The 15,584-nt window shown below is 71.9% G+C and carries 14 protein-coding genes; 9 read left to right on the forward strand and 5 right to left on the reverse strand.

Annotated features, from left to right (window positions below; all coding sequences use genetic code 11):
* Positions 1-1,103: FtsX-like permease family protein (locus ABZS51_RS22240; RefSeq protein ID WP_355444045.1), on the forward strand; the 1,103-nt coding region annotated here is incomplete at its 5' end.
* 28 nt (positions 1,104-1,131) lie between these two features.
* On the opposite strand, the gene ABZS51_RS22245 is transcribed toward ABZS51_RS22240, so the two are convergent.
* Positions 1,132-2,262, reverse strand: a complete 1,131-nt coding sequence (locus ABZS51_RS22245; protein ID WP_355444048.1) for a glycosyltransferase — start codon at positions 2,260-2,262, stop codon at positions 1,132-1,134.
* The gene (locus ABZS51_RS22250) at positions 2,259-3,233 is read right to left on the reverse strand and encodes a glucosyl-3-phosphoglycerate synthase (protein WP_355444051.1); all 975 of its coding nucleotides are present in this window, start codon (positions 3,231-3,233) and stop codon (positions 2,259-2,261) included. Before ABZS51_RS22250 ends, ABZS51_RS22245 begins: the two co-directional genes overlap by 4 nt.
* A 99-nt stretch (positions 3,234-3,332) precedes the next feature.
* On the opposite strand from ABZS51_RS22250, the gene ABZS51_RS22255 reads away from it, so the two are divergent.
* Complete coding sequence (locus tag ABZS51_RS22255) at positions 3,333-4,301, forward strand: Gfo/Idh/MocA family oxidoreductase (protein WP_355444196.1); 969 nt, start codon at positions 3,333-3,335, stop codon at positions 4,299-4,301.
* The gene (locus tag ABZS51_RS22260; RefSeq protein WP_355444054.1) at positions 4,294-5,454 is read left to right on the forward strand and encodes a zinc-binding dehydrogenase; all 1,161 of its coding nucleotides are present in this window, start codon (positions 4,294-4,296) and stop codon (positions 5,452-5,454) included. Before ABZS51_RS22255 ends, ABZS51_RS22260 begins: the two co-directional genes overlap by 8 nt.
* 1,184 nt (positions 5,455-6,638) lie before the next feature.
* Here the strand turns inward: ABZS51_RS22260 and ABZS51_RS22265 are convergent.
* Together ABZS51_RS22265 and ABZS51_RS22270 are read right to left on the reverse strand one after the other, a co-directional pair.
* The gene (locus tag ABZS51_RS22265; RefSeq protein WP_355444057.1) at positions 6,639-7,424 is read right to left on the reverse strand and encodes a sugar phosphate isomerase/epimerase family protein; all 786 of its coding nucleotides are present in this window, start codon (positions 7,422-7,424) and stop codon (positions 6,639-6,641) included.
* A gap of 5 nt (positions 7,425-7,429) precedes the next feature.
* Positions 7,430-8,458, reverse strand: coding sequence for a zinc-binding alcohol dehydrogenase (locus tag ABZS51_RS22270; protein ID WP_355444060.1), 1,029 nt, complete (start codon positions 8,456-8,458; stop codon positions 7,430-7,432).
* A 112-nt stretch (positions 8,459-8,570) separates the two neighbouring features.
* Between ABZS51_RS22270 and ABZS51_RS22275 the strand changes: the two genes are divergently transcribed.
* From ABZS51_RS22275 to ABZS51_RS22295, 5 genes are read left to right on the forward strand one after another with little or no spacing between them, the layout of a single operon-like run.
* Positions 8,571-9,458, forward strand: a complete 888-nt coding sequence (locus ABZS51_RS22275; RefSeq protein ID WP_355444063.1) for a sugar phosphate isomerase/epimerase — start codon at positions 8,571-8,573, stop codon at positions 9,456-9,458.
* A gap of 33 nt (positions 9,459-9,491) precedes the next feature.
* Entirely contained in the window at positions 9,492-10,853 is a 1,362-nt protein-coding gene (locus ABZS51_RS22280) for an extracellular solute-binding protein (protein WP_355444066.1), read from the forward strand.
* Positions 10,850-11,770: a sugar ABC transporter permease gene (locus ABZS51_RS22285; protein ID WP_355444069.1), complete on the forward strand. Its 921-nt coding sequence runs from the start codon at positions 10,850-10,852 to the stop codon at positions 11,768-11,770. Before ABZS51_RS22280 ends, ABZS51_RS22285 begins: the two co-directional genes overlap by 4 nt.
* Entirely contained in the window at positions 11,754-12,635 is an 882-nt protein-coding gene (locus ABZS51_RS22290; protein WP_355444072.1) for a carbohydrate ABC transporter permease, read from the forward strand. The genes ABZS51_RS22285 and ABZS51_RS22290 overlap by 17 nt, the downstream gene beginning before the upstream one ends.
* A 3-nt stretch (positions 12,636-12,638) precedes the next feature.
* On the forward strand, positions 12,639-13,805 hold the full coding sequence (locus ABZS51_RS22295) for an ROK family transcriptional regulator (RefSeq protein ID WP_355444075.1): 1,167 nt from the start codon (positions 12,639-12,641) through the stop codon (positions 13,803-13,805).
* Positions 13,806-13,824: 19 nt separating this feature from the next.
* Here ABZS51_RS22295 and ABZS51_RS22300 read toward each other — a convergent pair whose 3' ends face one another.
* Complete coding sequence (locus ABZS51_RS22300; RefSeq protein WP_355444078.1) at positions 13,825-14,589, reverse strand: helical backbone metal receptor; 765 nt, start codon at positions 14,587-14,589, stop codon at positions 13,825-13,827.
* A 169-nt stretch (positions 14,590-14,758) separates the two neighbouring features.
* Here ABZS51_RS22300 and ABZS51_RS22305 point away from each other — a divergent pair, with 169 nt between their 5' ends.
* A complete protein-coding gene (locus tag ABZS51_RS22305; RefSeq protein ID WP_355444081.1) occupies positions 14,759-15,562 on the forward strand; it encodes an SAM-dependent methyltransferase in 804 nt (267 codons plus the stop codon).
* Positions 15,563-15,584 lie beyond the last annotated feature (22 nt).

Genomic DNA, 15,584 nt, shown 5'->3' on the forward strand with positions numbered 1-15,584 from the left:
CGCCGCTGGGCGCCCTCGGCGCCGCCGGCCACCTCGCGGCGCGCAACCTGCGCTCCCGCGCCGGGCGGACGGCTTCGGTCATGGCGCCGCTCACTCTCATGGTCGCCATGACGTGCACGATCCTGTTCGTCCCCGTCACCCTCGGTCAGGCGGCCGGCGAGCAGGCAGACGCCGGCATCCGCGCCGGGTTCGTCCTGTCCGGCCGCGAACGACCCGCCGCGACGGGTCCGGAGCTCCGGGAGGGCACGCCCGCCGCCCGGGTACGCCGGGTGGCCGGGGTGGAGGCCGTCACCGAGGTGGTGCGCACCTCCGTCAGGGCCGGGCTCGACCGGTACGGCGCGCAGGGCCTCACGCCGGACGCCCGCACCGTGGACCTGGGTGTCGTGGCCGGGTCCCTGGACGGGTTCGGCCCCGGCTCGGTCGCGCTGAGCCGGACCGCGGCCTCCCGGCTCGGCGTGGGGGTGGGCGACCGGCTGGAGCTGACGCTCGGCGACGGCACGCCGGTCGCGCCGCGGGTCGCCGCCCTCTACTCCCGCGGTCTCGGGTTCGGCGACGTGACGCTGGACCACGCGCTCGTCGCCGCGCACGTGGACGACCCGTCGGGCACGCTGCTGGTGTCGGCTCCCGCGCTGACCCGGGACCGGCTCGCCGCGGCCCTGCCCGGACTGCGGGTGCTCGACCGCGCCGCGGCCGCCGGGGTGAGCGCCCCGAACGCCGGGGTGAACGACGCCGGGGTGAACTACGTGGCCATGGGACTGGTCATCGCCTTCACCGCGATCGCCGTGGTCAACACGCTGGCCATGTCCACCTCGGACCGCGCCGGCGAGCTGGCGCTGCTGCGGCTGGTGGGCACGACCAGGCGGCAGGTGCTGCGCGTGCTGCGGCTGGAGACGCTGGCCGCGGTGCTCGTGTCCATCGGGGCGGGCACGCTGATCGCGCTGGTGACGCTGACGGCGTTCGCCGCGGGCATGACGGGCTCGGCGGCGCCGTCCGTGCCCGTGCCGGGATACCTGGCCGTGGCCGGCGCGGCCGCGGCGCTCGCGCTCGCCGCCACCGCCCTGCCGGCCCGGCTGGTGCTCGGGCGGCGCCCCGCGGTCCACTGAGGACGCCGCCCGAGCGTGGCTGCCACGATCAGGCGCCGGCTCGCCGCCGCCTGATCGTGGCCTCGTACAGCTCCAGGTAGCGGTCCGCCATGACGCCCGGCGAGAAGCGGCGGGTGGCCTCCGCCCGGCACTCCTCGGGGTCGATCTCGTCCACCCGCAGGACGTACTCGGCCAGCTCCTCCTCGGTGTCGGCCAGCCATCCGGTGCGGCCGTGGTCGATCAGCTCCGGCAGGCAGCCCCGGCGCAGCCCCACGGCCGGCACGCCGAGGGCGAGCGCCTCGACCACCGCGGTCCCGCCCGGCTCGTCCCACTGGACGGGGAACAGGGCGGCCCGCGCCGAGCCGTACAGCTCGTCGCGCCGACGCCCCGCGACGGCCCCCTCCCAGCGGACCAGGTCGCCGTCGAGGTAAGGGCCGACCGCCTCCAGGTGGTAGCGGACGTCCGGGTGGCCGTGCAACGGGTGGTACGGGTCCTGGACGACGGCGTCCAGCTCGGCCTGCGTGCCGAGGCCGCTGACCGGCCCGGCGAGCGCCAGCGGCTGCCCCAGCTTCTGGCAGATGCGGGCCGCGACGTGCTGGCCCTTGAGCCGGCAGATCCGCCCCATGACCACCAGATGCTCGCCGCGTTCCACCCGGGGCGCGGCGCCGGCGAGCGGGGTGGCCAGGTGGACCGCCCCGAGCGCCGCCTCGCGCAGGGCGGCCGGCGCGGTGCGGAGCTGCGACTCCGACACGCCGTTGGCGGCGACCGACTCGGGGAAGGCGCCGTAGAACGCGGCGTGCTTGCGCAGGTCCCAGTGCAGGGTGTGCAGCACGGGCGGCCCGTCGAGGGCGGAGAGCACGGCCGGACCGACCACCTCCAGATGGTCGTGGACGAGGTCCACGTCGTCGCGGCGGCGCAGCTCGCGCGCCACCATCGCCTGGTGGGCGTGCGCCAGCCCCATGACCTCATTGTACGGTTTCTGCAGCTCCGCGAACTGGCCGGAGTCGTAGACGCTTACCAGCTCGTCCACCTCCAGCGTGCTCGACCCGACGGAGGCGAGGACGACCCGCACCCCGCGCTCCCGCAGCGGGGGCACGAGCGTGGCCACGACGTTCTCGATGCCGCCGTAGCCGGAGGGCGGGACCTGGAGCCAGGGTCCCGTGTTGATCAGCACGTTCATGCGACGTCCTCCTCGGCGAGCAGCAAGGCGAGCGGAGGACGCTCGGCCACGACGACGTTCATGAGCGAGGCCTGCCCGTCGAGCCCGAACTGCAGGAGCGTGCGGGCGGGCGGCTGGGCGGCCATGACCCGCCCCTGGCGTTCGAGACGGGTCCAGGCGGTGTGCAGGATCTGCCCGGCCATCCGGCCGAGTGCCGCGGTGGACTGGTGGGAGTGCACCCGGACGCCCAGGTCCACCTGGGCCATGGCGTCGAGGCCGACCAGCTCCAGCAGGTCGACGAGGAGCCCGAGCTCGACGCCGTACTCGGTGACGAACGGCACCTGCTCCAGCGTCTCGCGCCGGCCGGCGTACTCGCCGCCGAGCGGCTGCTGGAACCCGGCCAGCTCGGGCCAGAACATGTTGATGAGCGGGCGTGCCACCAGCTCGGTGACCCGCCCACCGCCTCCTCGCCGCCGCACCCCGTCGGCGCCGGTGAACGGCCGTTCGCAGGCGCCCTTGACGAACTGGATGCCGGGGTCGGTCAGCAACGGCCCGAGGAGGCCGATGACGAAGTGCGCGCCGAAGTCGCGCAGGTCGGCGTCGACGAAGACGACGATGTCCCCGCTGGAGGCCGCCAAGCCCTTCCACAGGGCCTCACCCTTGCCGGTGAGAGGCGGCAGGTGGGAGAGCACCGCGTTCTGTGCCACGACGCGTGCTCCCGCGGCGCCCGCCCTCTCGGCCGTCGCGTCGGTCGAGTTGGAGTCGACGACGAGGACCTCGTCCACGAGCGGAACCCGCTCGACGAGCTCGCGGCGGATCACGGTGACGATGTCGCCGACCGTCGACTCCTCGTTGCGAGCCGGCAGGACGACGCTCACCGTGGTCGTTCCCTTGGCGAGGAGCAGGGCCTCGGGGACCCACTCGGTCGCGGTGCTCGAGTGGGGACCGTACCATTCCCGAGCCCTGGCCAAGGCCCGCAGTTCTGTCTCCATGCACTCAGCCCCGTTCTGTTTTAGGGGTTCACGGTCGCGCATATGTTCCCTATAGCCGCGCGTTTGAACGTGTTGTTTGATTTTGCGCAAGCGTGGGATATGCGAGATGTGTCCTCAACCACCCGTGTAGGCATCATCGGTGCCGGAAATGTCGCCGCGCGTCACGCGGACGTGCTGTCAGGTTTTCCCGATGTGGTGATCGCCGGAATCGCCGACGTCGATCCCCTCAAGGCCGAGGCGCTCGCCGCGCGTCACGGAGTCCCGGCTTTTGACGGCCATGCCGGGCTCCTGGAGGCGGGCGGACTCGACGCAGTATACGTCTGCGTGCCCCCATTCGCGCACGGTAAGCCTGAGCATGATGTTCTGTCATGTAATCTCCCGATTTTCGTGGAAAAGCCGCTCGCACTCGACCTGAAGACCGCGGAAAACATCGCGTCCGAAATCCAGCGGCGTGGACTGCCCTCGGCGGTCGGGCATCACTGGCGCTACCTGGACGTTCTCGACCGGGCCCGCGACCTGCTGGCCGACCGTCCGGTACGGCTGGCGCTCGGCCACTGGCTCGACAAGGTTCCCCCGGTCGGCTGGTGGCTGGACCCGGCCCGGTCCGGCGGCCAGGTCGTCGAGCAGGCGGTCCACGTCCTGGACCTGGCCCGGGTCCTGGTGGGCGAGGTCACCATGGTCCACGCGGTGCCCGCCGCGTCCGGCGGCGACGGCGCCGCCGGGGAGGTGGACCGGGCCGTGGCCGCCGTGCTGAGCTTCGCGGGCGGCGCCACCGGCACCCTGGCCACCACGAGCCTGCTGCGGCACAAGCACCGGGCGGGACTGGAGGTCTACGCCGACGGCGTCGCCCTGGAGCTGACCGAGACCTCGCTGACCGTCGACGGCGGCGAGGTCGTCGAGGACGCCGGACGGGCGAAGACGCTGGTGGACCGGACGTTCGTCGACGCCGTGCGGGGCGCGGACGGCGACGTGCGGGTGCCGTACGCGGAGGCGCTGCGCACCCACCGGGTGGCGCTCGCGCTGGCCAGGTCGGCGGCCGAGGGAAGGCCGGTGACCCTGGATGACTGACCACGGCGCCGGAGTGACGGGCGGCGCGACGGTGCGCAGCCGCGTGCTGTGCGTCGAGGCTCCCGGCAAGATCGCCCTGGCCGAGGAGGAGCTGCCCGAGGTGCCCGAGGGCGGGTTCCGGGTGGCGACCGCCTACAGCGGGATCTCCACGGGCACCGAGCTGACCTACGTCAAGGGCACCAACCCCTACCTCGCCGCCTCCTGGGACCGGGCGCTCGGCCTGTTCCGGCCGGGCGCGCCGGCGGTCCGCTATCCCGTGCGCGGCATCGGGTACATGCAGGTCGGCCGGGTGGTCGAGGCCCGTACCGCGGCCGTGCGCGAGGGCGCGCTGGTCGCGATGGCGTACGGCCACCGCACCGGGTACGTGGCCGACCCGCTGACGGACCGGTTCGTGGAGCTGCCGGCCGGCCTCGACCCGGTGCTCGGCGTCTACGTCGCGCACATGGGGCCGATCTGCGCCAACGGGCTGCTGCACGCCGCCGCCGACCTGCACGGACCCGCGGTGCGGGACCTCGGCGACGGCGTGCGCGGGCGGCGCGTGGCCGTGGTCGGGGCGGGCGTGGTGGGGCTGCTCACGGCCTCGTTCGCGCTGGCGCACGGGGCGGCGGAGGTCGTGGTGGCGGACGAGACGCCCGCCCGGCTGCGGATCGCCGAGGCCCTGGGCGCCCGAGCCCTGGGAGCCGGGGCCCTCGCCACGGAGGAGGACCCGGCGGTGGAGCTCAAGCGCCGCTGGCGGCACGGCCCGGACGACCGGGGCGCCGACGTGGTGTTCCAGTGCCGTGGGCAGGCCAGGGCGCTCGCGCTGGCCCTGCGGATGCTGCGGCCACAGGGCACGGTCGTGGACCTGGCCTTCTACACCGGCGGCGCGGACGAGGTGCGGCTCGGCGAGGAGTTCCACCACAACGGGCTGTCGCTGCGGTGCGCGCAGATCGGCCGGGTGCCGCGCGGGCTCGCGCACGCCTGGGACAGGGAGCGGCTCTCGTACGAGACGATCGCCCTGCTCGGGCAGCGCGGCGCGGTGCTACGCGAGCACCTCGTCACCGAGGTCGCCGATTTCGCCGAGGCGCCGGGCCTCCTCGCGGATCTGGCCGCCCGCCGGCGTCACGCCGTCCAGGCCGTCCTCCGCTGCGACGTCGAGGACGAGGGCGGCTGACCAGCTGAAGTCGTGGCAGCCGTGCCCCTCCAGCGTGAACGGGTCGAAGTACTCGCGGAACCCGGACTCGGCGACGGCGCGGACCATGCCCTCGGCGAGCGGCGCCGCCAGGTCGGGCCGGCGCCGCCGCAGGCCCCGCCAGATCAGCCAGGTGAGGTTGATCCAGGCGGGGCCGCGCCAGTAGCGGACCGGGTCGAACTCGGGCGCGGCCGGCGCGAAGCTCGGCAGGATCCCGTCCTTGAGCCCGAAACGGTCGAGCCCGGTGCCGATCAGCTCGTTGACCAGCTCGCGCGGCAGGCCGGGGAGCATGAGCGGGGTCAGCCCGGCGGCGCTGTTGGAGCGCACCAGGCAGCCGGTGAGCATGTCGCGGGCGTGGAAGAGGCCGTCGTCGTAGAGGTGCTCGGCCATCGCGGAGGTGTGCGCGGCGGCCTCACGCAGGTGCGGCTCGGGGTCGTGCCCGACGGCCCGCGCGATCCGGGCCAGCGCCACCTCGGCCACGCCGTACGCGGTGTTGAACAGCGGGTCCTCGACCCGGAAGGCGTCGGAGCGACGGTAACCGGTGTCGCGGTAGGCGCGGGCGAGGGTCGTGTAACGCGCGTAGTCGCGGTCGGTGGGCCGCTCGTCCACGCTGACGTGGGTGGTGTCACGACGCACGAACGCGGACGGCTCGGGCTCGACGGCGGACAGCGGCGCGTCCCAGGCCGGGCTGTTGTCCATGCCCGACTCCCACGGGTGGACGATCGAGATGAGCCCCTCGGGCGAGCGCCTGGCGGTGCGCAGGTACTCCTGCTGGGCGACCAGGCGGGGATAGATCCGCCGCAGGAACGCCGTGTCGGGGTCGGCCAGGTGGACGCGCCAGGCGGCCAGCGCGTGGACGGGCGGCTGCACGATGCCGGAGGTCCGCGCCCCGGAGGGCGCGCTGACCTGCCAGAACTCCGGTCCGGGGAAGTAGGCGCCCTCCGGCACCGCCGGGTTGAACACGATGTGCGGCACCCGGCCGTCGCGCCACTGCGCCCCGAACAACGTCAGCAGCTCCGACCTGGCCCGGCGCGGCGACCACTGGGCGTTGCCGATGGCGATGAAGGCGGAGTCCCAGCTCCACTGGTGGGGGTAGAGGGTGCGGGAGGGGACCGTGTAGCTGCCGTCCCAGTTGGCGACGAGCACGCGGACGGCATCGCGGAGGATCATAGGAATTTCCTGATGAAGGAGGCGGTCTGGGGAAGGACGATCTCCGGCTCGCCACGCAGGCGGCACTCCAGCGCCAGGTAGCCGTCGTAGCCGGCGGCGTCGAGGGCGGCGAGCTGGGCGCCCCAGTCGAGGTGGCCGGTGCCGGGCTGGTTGCGGTTGGACTCGCTGACCTGCATATGAGCAAGGTAGGGGGCGGCCTGCAGGATCGAGCGGCAGGGGTCGTCCTCCTCGATGTTCATGTGGTAGGTGTCGCCGGCCACCCGGATCGCCTCCATCGAGCAGTACGACACGGCCTCGGCCAGCGTGTTCACCATGTGATCCTCGTACCTGTTGAGAGGCTCCAGCATGATGAGCACGCCGTTGCGCTGGGCGTGCTCGCCGAGCGTGGTGAGCGCCTCGGCCAGCACCTCGCGGTCCTCGTCCGGACCGCGGGGCGGCTCGAACGGCGGCAGCCGGCGCGAGAACTGGCCCCAGGAGGCCGGCGTCATCACGCCGATGCCGCCCAGCTCGGCGATCACGGTGAGCTGCGACCTGAGCTGCTGGATGGCGTCCTTGCGCCGGACCGGGTCGAAGTCGCCGATGAAGTGCGGCATGTCCACGCACACGGTCGGCATGACGACGCCGTCGGCCAGGGCGCGCTTGAGCTCGGTCAGGCGGGTGGCGAAGTGGAAGTCGCCCTTGCCGCGCAGCTCGATGGCGTCGAAGCCGGCGTCGACCGCGAAGGCGAACTTCTCCTGCAGCGTGCGGCCGGGCAGAAGCTGCTCCTGGACGGAAAGCTTCACTTGTCTCACTCCTCGAATCGGAAGACGAGCTGGAGGACGTCCGACGGCCGGTGGTCGAGCAGCTCGTAGGCCGTGGCGGCCTCCCCTGCGGGGACCACGTGGCTGACCAGGCCGAGGACGCTCACCTCGGCCCGGTGGACGAGCTCCATGAACGTGCGCTGGAGCCGCTCGACGTCCCAGCGGTGGGACAGCCATGAGGCGACGCCGCCGATCTGGGAGGAGACGAGCTGCACCTGGTTGTGGTGGAACTCCTCGCCCAGCCGCAGGCCGGCCGCGTCGCCCTGGTAGAAGCCGGCGGCCACGACGCGGCCGCCCCGGCGCACGGTCCTGATGGCCTCGTGCAGGCCCTGGTGGCTGCCGCTCAGCTCGATGGCGCTGTCGGCGCCCTCGACGCGCTTGCGCACGATCTCGGCGACCGAGCCGGAGCGCACGTCGAACGTCTCCGCGGCCCCGAAGGCCCGGGCCAGCTCCAGCCGGGCCGGGATGGCGTCGGCCGCGAGGACCCGGGCGCCGCTGAGCACGGCCATCCGGGTGGCGAGCAGGCCGATGACGCCCTGGCCGAAGACGGCGACCTGGTCGCCGAGGCGCAGGTCGGCCGCGTGGACGGCGTTGAGCGCGATGGCGCCGACGCGGGCGAACACGCCGGTCAGCGGGTCGGCGCCGGGCGGCAGCACGTGGCCGGCCAGCCGCTCGGCGGGCACGACGGCCTCCGCCCGGTGGCCCCAGATGCCCCACACGAGGCTGCCGACGGGCGGGTCGGCGACGTCGGGCGCGGCCTCGACGACCTCGCCGACCTCCTGGTAGCCCCATCCGGTGAGCGGATAGGCGTGGGTGCGGCCGTCGACGAAGAGCCGGCGCTCGGCGTCCCACCTGCGGGTGAGGTACGGATTGGTGCCGCGGTAGGCGGTGAGTTCGGTGCCCGCCGAAACCCCGGAATACAGGGTGCGGACCCGGACGGAGCCCGGACCGAGGGCGGCGGGCGGCTCGACGCCGACACGGACGCGACCTGGTCCTTCAAAGGTGATGACGCGCATTCCCCCACGCTTACGATTATTGATCAAACGAAAGTCAAGGAATTAGTACGTGCACGCAGACCATAGTTGAGCGGATAACACTCTTAAGTCCAGGACTTCGACGGAGGTAACAATGAAATTGGGTTTCCTGACCGCCTGTCTCCCCGAGCTCGATCTCGTGGATGTCGCCCGCTGGGCCGCCGCGCATGGTTTCGAGGCGCTCGAAGTCGCCGGATGGCCGTCGACGGATACCCGAAATCACATCAGAGTGGACCGTTTCGACGAAGCCGAAAGAGAGCGGGTCGGGAGAATCTTCGCAGAGACCGGACTCACCCTTTCCTCGATCGCCTATTACGAGAACAATCTGCACCCTCGCGCTGGGGCGGAGGTGAACGCGCACGTGCGCCGGTGCGTGGAGGCCGCGGCGGCGCTCGGCTGCCCCACCGTCGGCACGTTCGTCGGCCGTGACCCCGGCCTGTCGGTCCGCGACAACCTCGAACGCGCCGAGGGCGTCTTCCGGCCCCTCGTCGCCCACGCCCGGGACCACGGCGTCGACCTCGTCATCGAGAACTGCCTGATGAAGAGCTGGCACCCCGACGGCTACCCGGGCAACCTGGCCTACTCCCCCGAGCTGTGGGAGTGGATGTTCACGCTCGGGCTGCGGCTCAACTACGACCCCTCGCACCTCGTCGCGCTCGGCATCGACCCGGTCGCGGCCGCCATGCCGTACGTGTCGCAGATCTCCCACGTGCAGGCCAAGGACACCGAGCTGCTGCCGGGCACCATCAACCGCTTCGGCTTCTACGGCCCGATCAGCGGCGAGAAGGGGTGGTACCGGTTCCGGGTGCCCGGGCTGGGCCAGGTCGACTGGACCATGGTGATCGGCGCGCTGCGCCGGGGCGGGTACGACGGGGTGGTCTCCGTCGAGCACGAGGACCCCGAGTGGACCGGCAGCACGGACAGGGTACAGACCGGTCTCGGTATCGCGTACCGGACGTTGCGCCATCTCGTGCGGGGGTAAGTGCGGCATATCCCCGCAACGGAGGAGCCCGCCATGCCGAAGAGGACAACCGCCGTGCTCTGTGTCGCCCTGATGGCCACGGCCACATTGGCCGCCTGCGGCGACGAGGAGAAGGCGAGCAACCAGATCACCGTCTGGACCGAGGAGAACCTGCCCGACCGGATGGCCGTGCAGCAGCGGATCGCCGCCGACTTCACCAAGAAGACCGGGATCAAGGTGAACCTGGTCGGAGTGGCCGAGGATCAGTTCAGCCAGATCGTCACCTCGGCGGCCGCCGCCGGCAAGCTGCCCGACGTCATCGGGGCCCTCCCGCTGTCGTCGGTGCGCGAGCTGGAGGCCAACGACCTGCTCGACACCGAGACGCCGGCCAAGGTCGTCGACCAGCTGGGCCGTGGCACGTTCTCCCAGCGCGCCCTCGACCTCGACAGCTCCGGCGGCAAGCTGCTGGCCGTGCCCAGCGACGCCTGGGCCCAGCTCGTCCTGTACCGCAAGGACCTGTTCGACAAGGCCGGCCTGGCGCCACCCGACACGTACGAGGCGCTGGAGGCGGCGGCGCGCAAACTCAACACCGGCGGCGTCGCCGGCATCACGCTGGCCATCGCCCCCAAGGACTCCTTCACCGCGCAGAGCTTCGAGCACGTGGCCCTGGCCAACGGCTGCCAGCTCGTGGACGGCTCCGGCAACGTCACGCTCGACTCGCCGCAGTGCGTGAAGGCGTTCGGCTTCTACGCCGGCCTCGTCAGGAACTACTCGGTCAAGGGCAAGCAGGACGTCGACTCCACCCGCGCCACCTACTTCTCCGGCAAGGCCGCCATGGTCATCTGGTCGTCGTTCATCCTCGACGAGCTGGCGGGGCTGCGCAAGGACGCGTTGCCGAGCTGTGAGCAGTGCAAGAAGGACCCGGGCTGGCTGGCCAGGAACACCGGCGTCGTCACCGCGCTCAAGGGGCCCGACGGGAGCGCGCCCGCCCAGTACGGGGAGATCGTCTCGTGGGTCGTCACCCGCGACGCGGCCAAGGACCCCGCCGCCAAGTTCGTCGCGTACGCGATGAACGAGGGCTACGAGCGGTGGATCGGGATGGCCCCGGAGGGCAAGTTCCCCACCCGCAAGACCTACGCCGCCGCCTGGAACAAGCTGCCCGCCGGCGTCGACACCAAGAAGCCGCTCGCCGACGTCTACCCGGCCTCCGTGCTCGACGCGCTGCGCGCCGGCCCCGACCACTTCGGCCGCTGGGGCATCACGCAGGGCCAGGGCAAGCTGGTGGGCGCCACGATGGGCGAGCTGCCGGTGCCGAAGGCGCTCAGCCAGGTCGCGGACGGCTCGCTGACACCGCAGGCCGCCGCCGCCCAGGCCAAGAAGGACGTCGAGACCATCAAGCGCGGGATCCGCCAGTGAGCCCGCGCCCCCGCACCCTCAGGCAGCAGGAGGGGCGGGCCGGGCTCGCGCTGATCTCGCCCACCCTGGTCATCACGGTCGTCGTGGTCGTGCTGCCGCTCCTGTGGGCGATCATGCTGGCCTTCCAGGACGTGCGGCTCATCAACATCCGGAGCAAGGGCCTGTTCGGCGACTACACGCTGGAGAACTTCCGGTACGTGATCTCCGAGCCGGGCTTCTGGACCGCGCTGGTCAACACGCTCGTCTACACCGTGGCCGGCACGGCGCTGTCCATCGTTGTCGGGCTGGTCACCGCGCTGGCGCTGCGCGACCGGTTCAGGGGGCGCACGCTGGTGCGGGCCTCCATCCTCGTGCCGTACGTGGCTCCGGTCGTGGCCGTCGCGTTCCTGTGGGAGACGATGCTCAACCCCCAGTACGGCATCGTGAACACCTGGCTCAGCCAGCCGATCGCCTTCCTCAGCCAGGCCAAGGGCACCTTCCTCGGGGTGGAGGTGCCGGTGGCGCTGCTGACGGTCATCGCGTTCGAGGCGTGGCGGTACTTCCCGTTCGCGTTCCTGTTCATCCTGGCCCGGCTCCAGGCGCTGCCCGCCGATCTGGAGGAGGCGGCCCTGGTGGACGGGGCGACGCCCACGCAGCGCTTCCGGCACGTGGTCCTGCCGCAGCTCGCGCGGGTCATCGCGCTGCTGGCCGTGCTGCGTTTCGTGTTCACCTTCACCAAGTTCGACGACGTGTACCTGCTCACCGGCGGTGGAGCCGGGACCGAGGTGGTCAGCGTGCGCGTCTACAACTTCCTGACCGCGCGCGACGACATCGGCGCCTCCGCCGCCCAGGCCATCGTGCTCGCCGTCGTGCTGGTCGTCTTCCTGGTCCTCTACCTCAGGTTCTTCGCGGGAGGCGAACGTGAGCGCAACGGCTGAGCGGACGAGCGCCAGGCCGATGAGCAGGGACCGGGTGGAGCGGGCGGCGCTGCGCGTGCTCAAGCCGCTGGTGATCGCGGCGCTGGTCGCCGTCACCGCGTTCCCGTTCCTCTACATGATCACGCTGTCGGTCCGCGACATCCAGGAGCTCATCCTCGACCCGGGCTCCCTCTGGCCCCGGAACCTCACGCTGTCCACCTACGCGGACGTGCTGGACCGGCAGGGGTTCCTGACCTTCATGCGCAACAGCGCGATCGTCGCGGTGGCGTCCGTGGTGGTCACGCTGCTGATCTCCATCCCCGGCGCGTACGCGGTGGCCCGGCTGCGCTTCTTCGGGCACCGGCAGGTCCACTTCCTGTTCCTGTCGGTCTATCTCTTCCCGGCGATCGTGCTGGCCATCCCGCTCTTCGTGCTGTTCACGATGATGGGGCTGCGCGGGTCGCTGCTCGGCCTCATCCTCGTCTACATCGCGCAGACCGTGCCGGTCACGGTATACATGCTCCGCAACTACTTCGAGACCGTGCCGCGTAGCGTGGAGGAGGCCGCCGCGATCGACGGCTGCTCGCGCCTGTCGACCATCTGGCGGGTGGTGCTGCCGCTGTCCAAGCCCGCGCTCATGGCGACCGGTCTGTACGTGTTCATGATCGCCTGGAACGAGTTCCTGTTCGCCCTGCTCTTCCTCGTCGAGAGGCGGGAGAGCTGGACGGTTTCCCTGGGACTGTCCCAGCTCGCGGGTAGCATCGAGATCCCGACCACGGTGCTCATGGCCGGATCCGTGGTCCTCACGCTGCCCATCGTGATCGTGTTCTTCGCCGGCGAGCGTCTGCTGACCGAGGGCCTCACGGCAGGAGCGGAGAAGGGGTAGACCATGCTGACGGCGGGGCACATCCTCCAGCTCATCCGCGATGGCTCCTGCCGTACCCGTAAGGAACTCATCGAGTACACCGGTCTGTCCCGCTCCACGATCACCGACCGGGTGGACCGGCTGATCGAGGCCGGCTACATCCACGAGTCCGGCGTCGCCAGCTCCGGGGGCGGCCGGCCGCCCTCGGTGCTCGACCTGGACGCCGGCAAGCGCCTGGTGCTCGTGGCCGACCTCGGCGCCGGCCACGCCCATGTCGCGCTCACCGATCTCGCCGCCCGGCCGCTGGCCGAGGAGCACAGCGAGATGCGCATCGACCGGGGGCCCGACGCCGTGCTGACGTGGGTGCGGCAGGCCTTCCAGCGGCTGCTCGACCGGACCGGCATGCCACGCGAGCGGGTGTGCGGCATCGGCGTCGACCTGCCCGGCTCGGTGGACCACGGCACCGGCAGGCTGATCAGGTCGTTCCTCATGCCCGGCTGGGACGACCACCCCATCGGGGAGAGCCTCAGCGCGGCGTTCGGCGTGCCGGTGCTCGTGGAGAACGACGCGAACGCGATGGCGCTCGGCGAGTGGTGGTGCTCCTGGCGGAGCACCCGGGCGCTGCTCCTCGTCAAGGTCTCCACCGGCATCGGCACCGGCGTGGTGCTCGACGGCACTGTCTACCGGGGCGTCGAGGACGCCGCCGGCAACCTCGGTCACGTACGGCTTCGCGAGAGCGACGACCGGGTCTGCACGTGCGGCTCGCGCGGCTGCGTCGCCTCGCTGGCCAGCGGCCACGCCCTGGCCACCGACCTCGGCATGGAGTCCAGCCGCGACGTGGTGCGGCTCGTCCAGGCCGGCGACCCGGCCGCCATCGCCCGCGCCCAGGAGGCGGGCCGGACGCTCGGGGTGCTGCTGGCGACCGCGGTCAGCCTGCTCAACCCGGGCGTCCTGGTGCTGGCCGGCGACATGGCCGAGACCGGCGAGCACTACCTGACCGGCATCCGGGAGAGCGTCTACCGGCGCAGCCTGCCGTACACCACGCGCAACCTGAAGATCGTGACCAGCTCGCTGGGGCGGCGGGCCGGGATCGTGGGCACGGCGGTGATCGTCATGGAGCACGTGCTGAGCCCGGAGGCCGTGGACGCCGCCCTCGCCGCCCCGTCCGGGCGCTCCAGGACCGGCACCTGACCCCCCTCTCCCCCGGGTGTCACGCCAGCGCGCCGGCGAGGCGGTCGCGGGCCGTCACGAGGGAGGGGCCGTACCAGGTGAGGTCGCGCCCGCTGACCAGCGCGCACCGCAGGCCGGGGAAGCACTCCGGGCCGTCGCCGGCGCTGAAGGCGTACGGCTCGTCGGGCAGCACCACGAGGTCGGGCGCCTTCGCGGCCAGCTCGGGCAGCGGCACCCTGGGGTAGCGCTCGGGATGACCGGCGTACAGGTTGTCCACGCCGAGCCGGCGCAGCACGTCGCCGGTGAACGTGTCGCGCCCCACCACCATCCACGGCCGCCGCCAGATCGGGATGACCGCCGTGCGCCGCGGCCCCCGCGCCGGCTCGCGCCACACCTCGCGGGCCTCCTCCAGCCACGCGGGCGGCCGGGCGCGGCAGGCGTGCCGGAACATCCGCTCCAGCGAGACGAACGCCTGGTCCAGGCTCTCGATCCTGGTCACCCAGACGGCCACTCCCGTCGCGCGCAGGGCGGCGAGGTCCGGCTCCCGGTTCTCCTCGGCGTTGGCCAGGACGACGTCGGGACGCAGGTCCCGGATCGCGTCGAGGTCGGGGTTCTTGGTGCCGCGCACGCGCGTGACGTGCAGGTCCGCGGGGTGCGAGCACCAGTCGGTGGCTCCGACGAGCGCGTCGGGAAGGGTCGCCGCCACCGACTCGGTCAGCGAGGGCACCAGCGACACGATCCTGGTCACGACCTCGGGCACCCGCACGGTTGTCCCGGTGTCGTCTTCCGCGTCCCGTTCCGTCACAAATGTCCCCTCACCTGGTCTCCTACGATCTCTTCCCGGAGAGCCTGACCGAAAAAGAGTGAAATCAAGTGAATTTTGAGCCGAATGTGCGCAGCTTCTCCACAAGGGACATAACGAATCCGTAGAATCCCCCATAAAGATCGTTACATCTTGATCGGGGGATCTCCGGTTGGAGCGAGAATCGCTGGGCTTCGATCCGAACACGCCCAACGTCGCCCGGCTCTACGACTACTACCTCGGGGGCAAGGACCACTTCCCGGCCGACCGTGAGGCCGCCGAGAAGATCCTGGCCGTCGCGCCCGAGGTACGCCTCGCCGCGCGGGCCAACCGGGCGTTCCTCGGGCGGGCCGTGCGGCAACTGGCCGCGGCCGGGGTCACCCAGTTCCTGGACATCGGCACCGGGCTGCCCACGCAGGGGAACGTGCACGAGGTCGCCAGGGAGGTCGCACCGGGGGCGCGCGTCGTCTACGTGGACCGTGACCCCGTCGTGCTCGTCCACGCCCGCGCGTTGCTGGCCGACGACGAGAACACCACCGTCGTCGAGGGCGACGCCCGCGACCCCGGCAGCATCCTGAAAAATCCGGATGTGTTGAAGTTAATCGACTTCAGCCGGCCGGTCGCGGTGCTGCTCGTCGCGGTCATGCACTTCGTGAGCGAGGACGACGGCCCCGAGCAGATCATCGGGACGCTGCGCGAGGCGATGGCCCCCGGCAGCTACCTGGTCATGTCGCACGGCACCAGCGACGCCCGGCCCGATGCCGTGGACAAGGGCGTCGAGGTCTACCGGAGCGCGACCTCTCCCCTGGTCCTGCGCAGCCGTGACCGCGTCAGGGAGCTGTTCGCCGGGTTCGACCTGGTCGAGCCGGGCATGGTGTGGCTGCCGCAGTGGCGGCCCGACGAGACGGACATGATCGACTTCGCCGACGACCCCCAGTCGTCCCTCATCGTGTGCGGGGTCGGCCGCAAGAGCTGAGGCCAGTGCGGCCCGTACGGCC

Source organism: Nonomuraea sp. NPDC005501, from assembly GCF_040605905.1.
GTDB lineage: Bacteria > Actinomycetota > Actinomycetes > Streptosporangiales > Streptosporangiaceae > Nonomuraea.

Bases quoted from the DNA above. Each gene is read 5' to 3' on its own strand.
- ABZS51_RS22245 (WP_355444048.1), bottom strand. From the start codon at position 2,262: ATGAACGTGCTGATCAACACGGGACCCTGGCTCCAGGTCCCGCCCTCC.
- ABZS51_RS22250 (WP_355444051.1), bottom strand. From the start codon at position 3,233: ATGGAGACAGAACTGCGGGCCTTGGCCAGGGCTCGGGAATGGTACGGT.
- ABZS51_RS22255 (WP_355444196.1), top strand. From the start codon at position 3,333: ATGCGAGATGTGTCCTCAACCACCCGTGTAGGCATCATCGGTGCCGGA.
- ABZS51_RS22260 (WP_355444054.1), top strand. From the start codon at position 4,294: ATGACTGACCACGGCGCCGGAGTGACGGGCGGCGCGACGGTGCGCAGC.
- ABZS51_RS22270 (WP_355444060.1), bottom strand. From the start codon at position 8,458: ATGCGCGTCATCACCTTTGAAGGACCAGGTCGCGTCCGTGTCGGCGTC.
- ABZS51_RS22275 (WP_355444063.1), top strand. From the start codon at position 8,571: ATGAAATTGGGTTTCCTGACCGCCTGTCTCCCCGAGCTCGATCTCGTG.
- ABZS51_RS22280 (WP_355444066.1), top strand. From the start codon at position 9,492: ATGCCGAAGAGGACAACCGCCGTGCTCTGTGTCGCCCTGATGGCCACG.
- ABZS51_RS22295 (WP_355444075.1), top strand. From the start codon at position 12,639: ATGCTGACGGCGGGGCACATCCTCCAGCTCATCCGCGATGGCTCCTGC.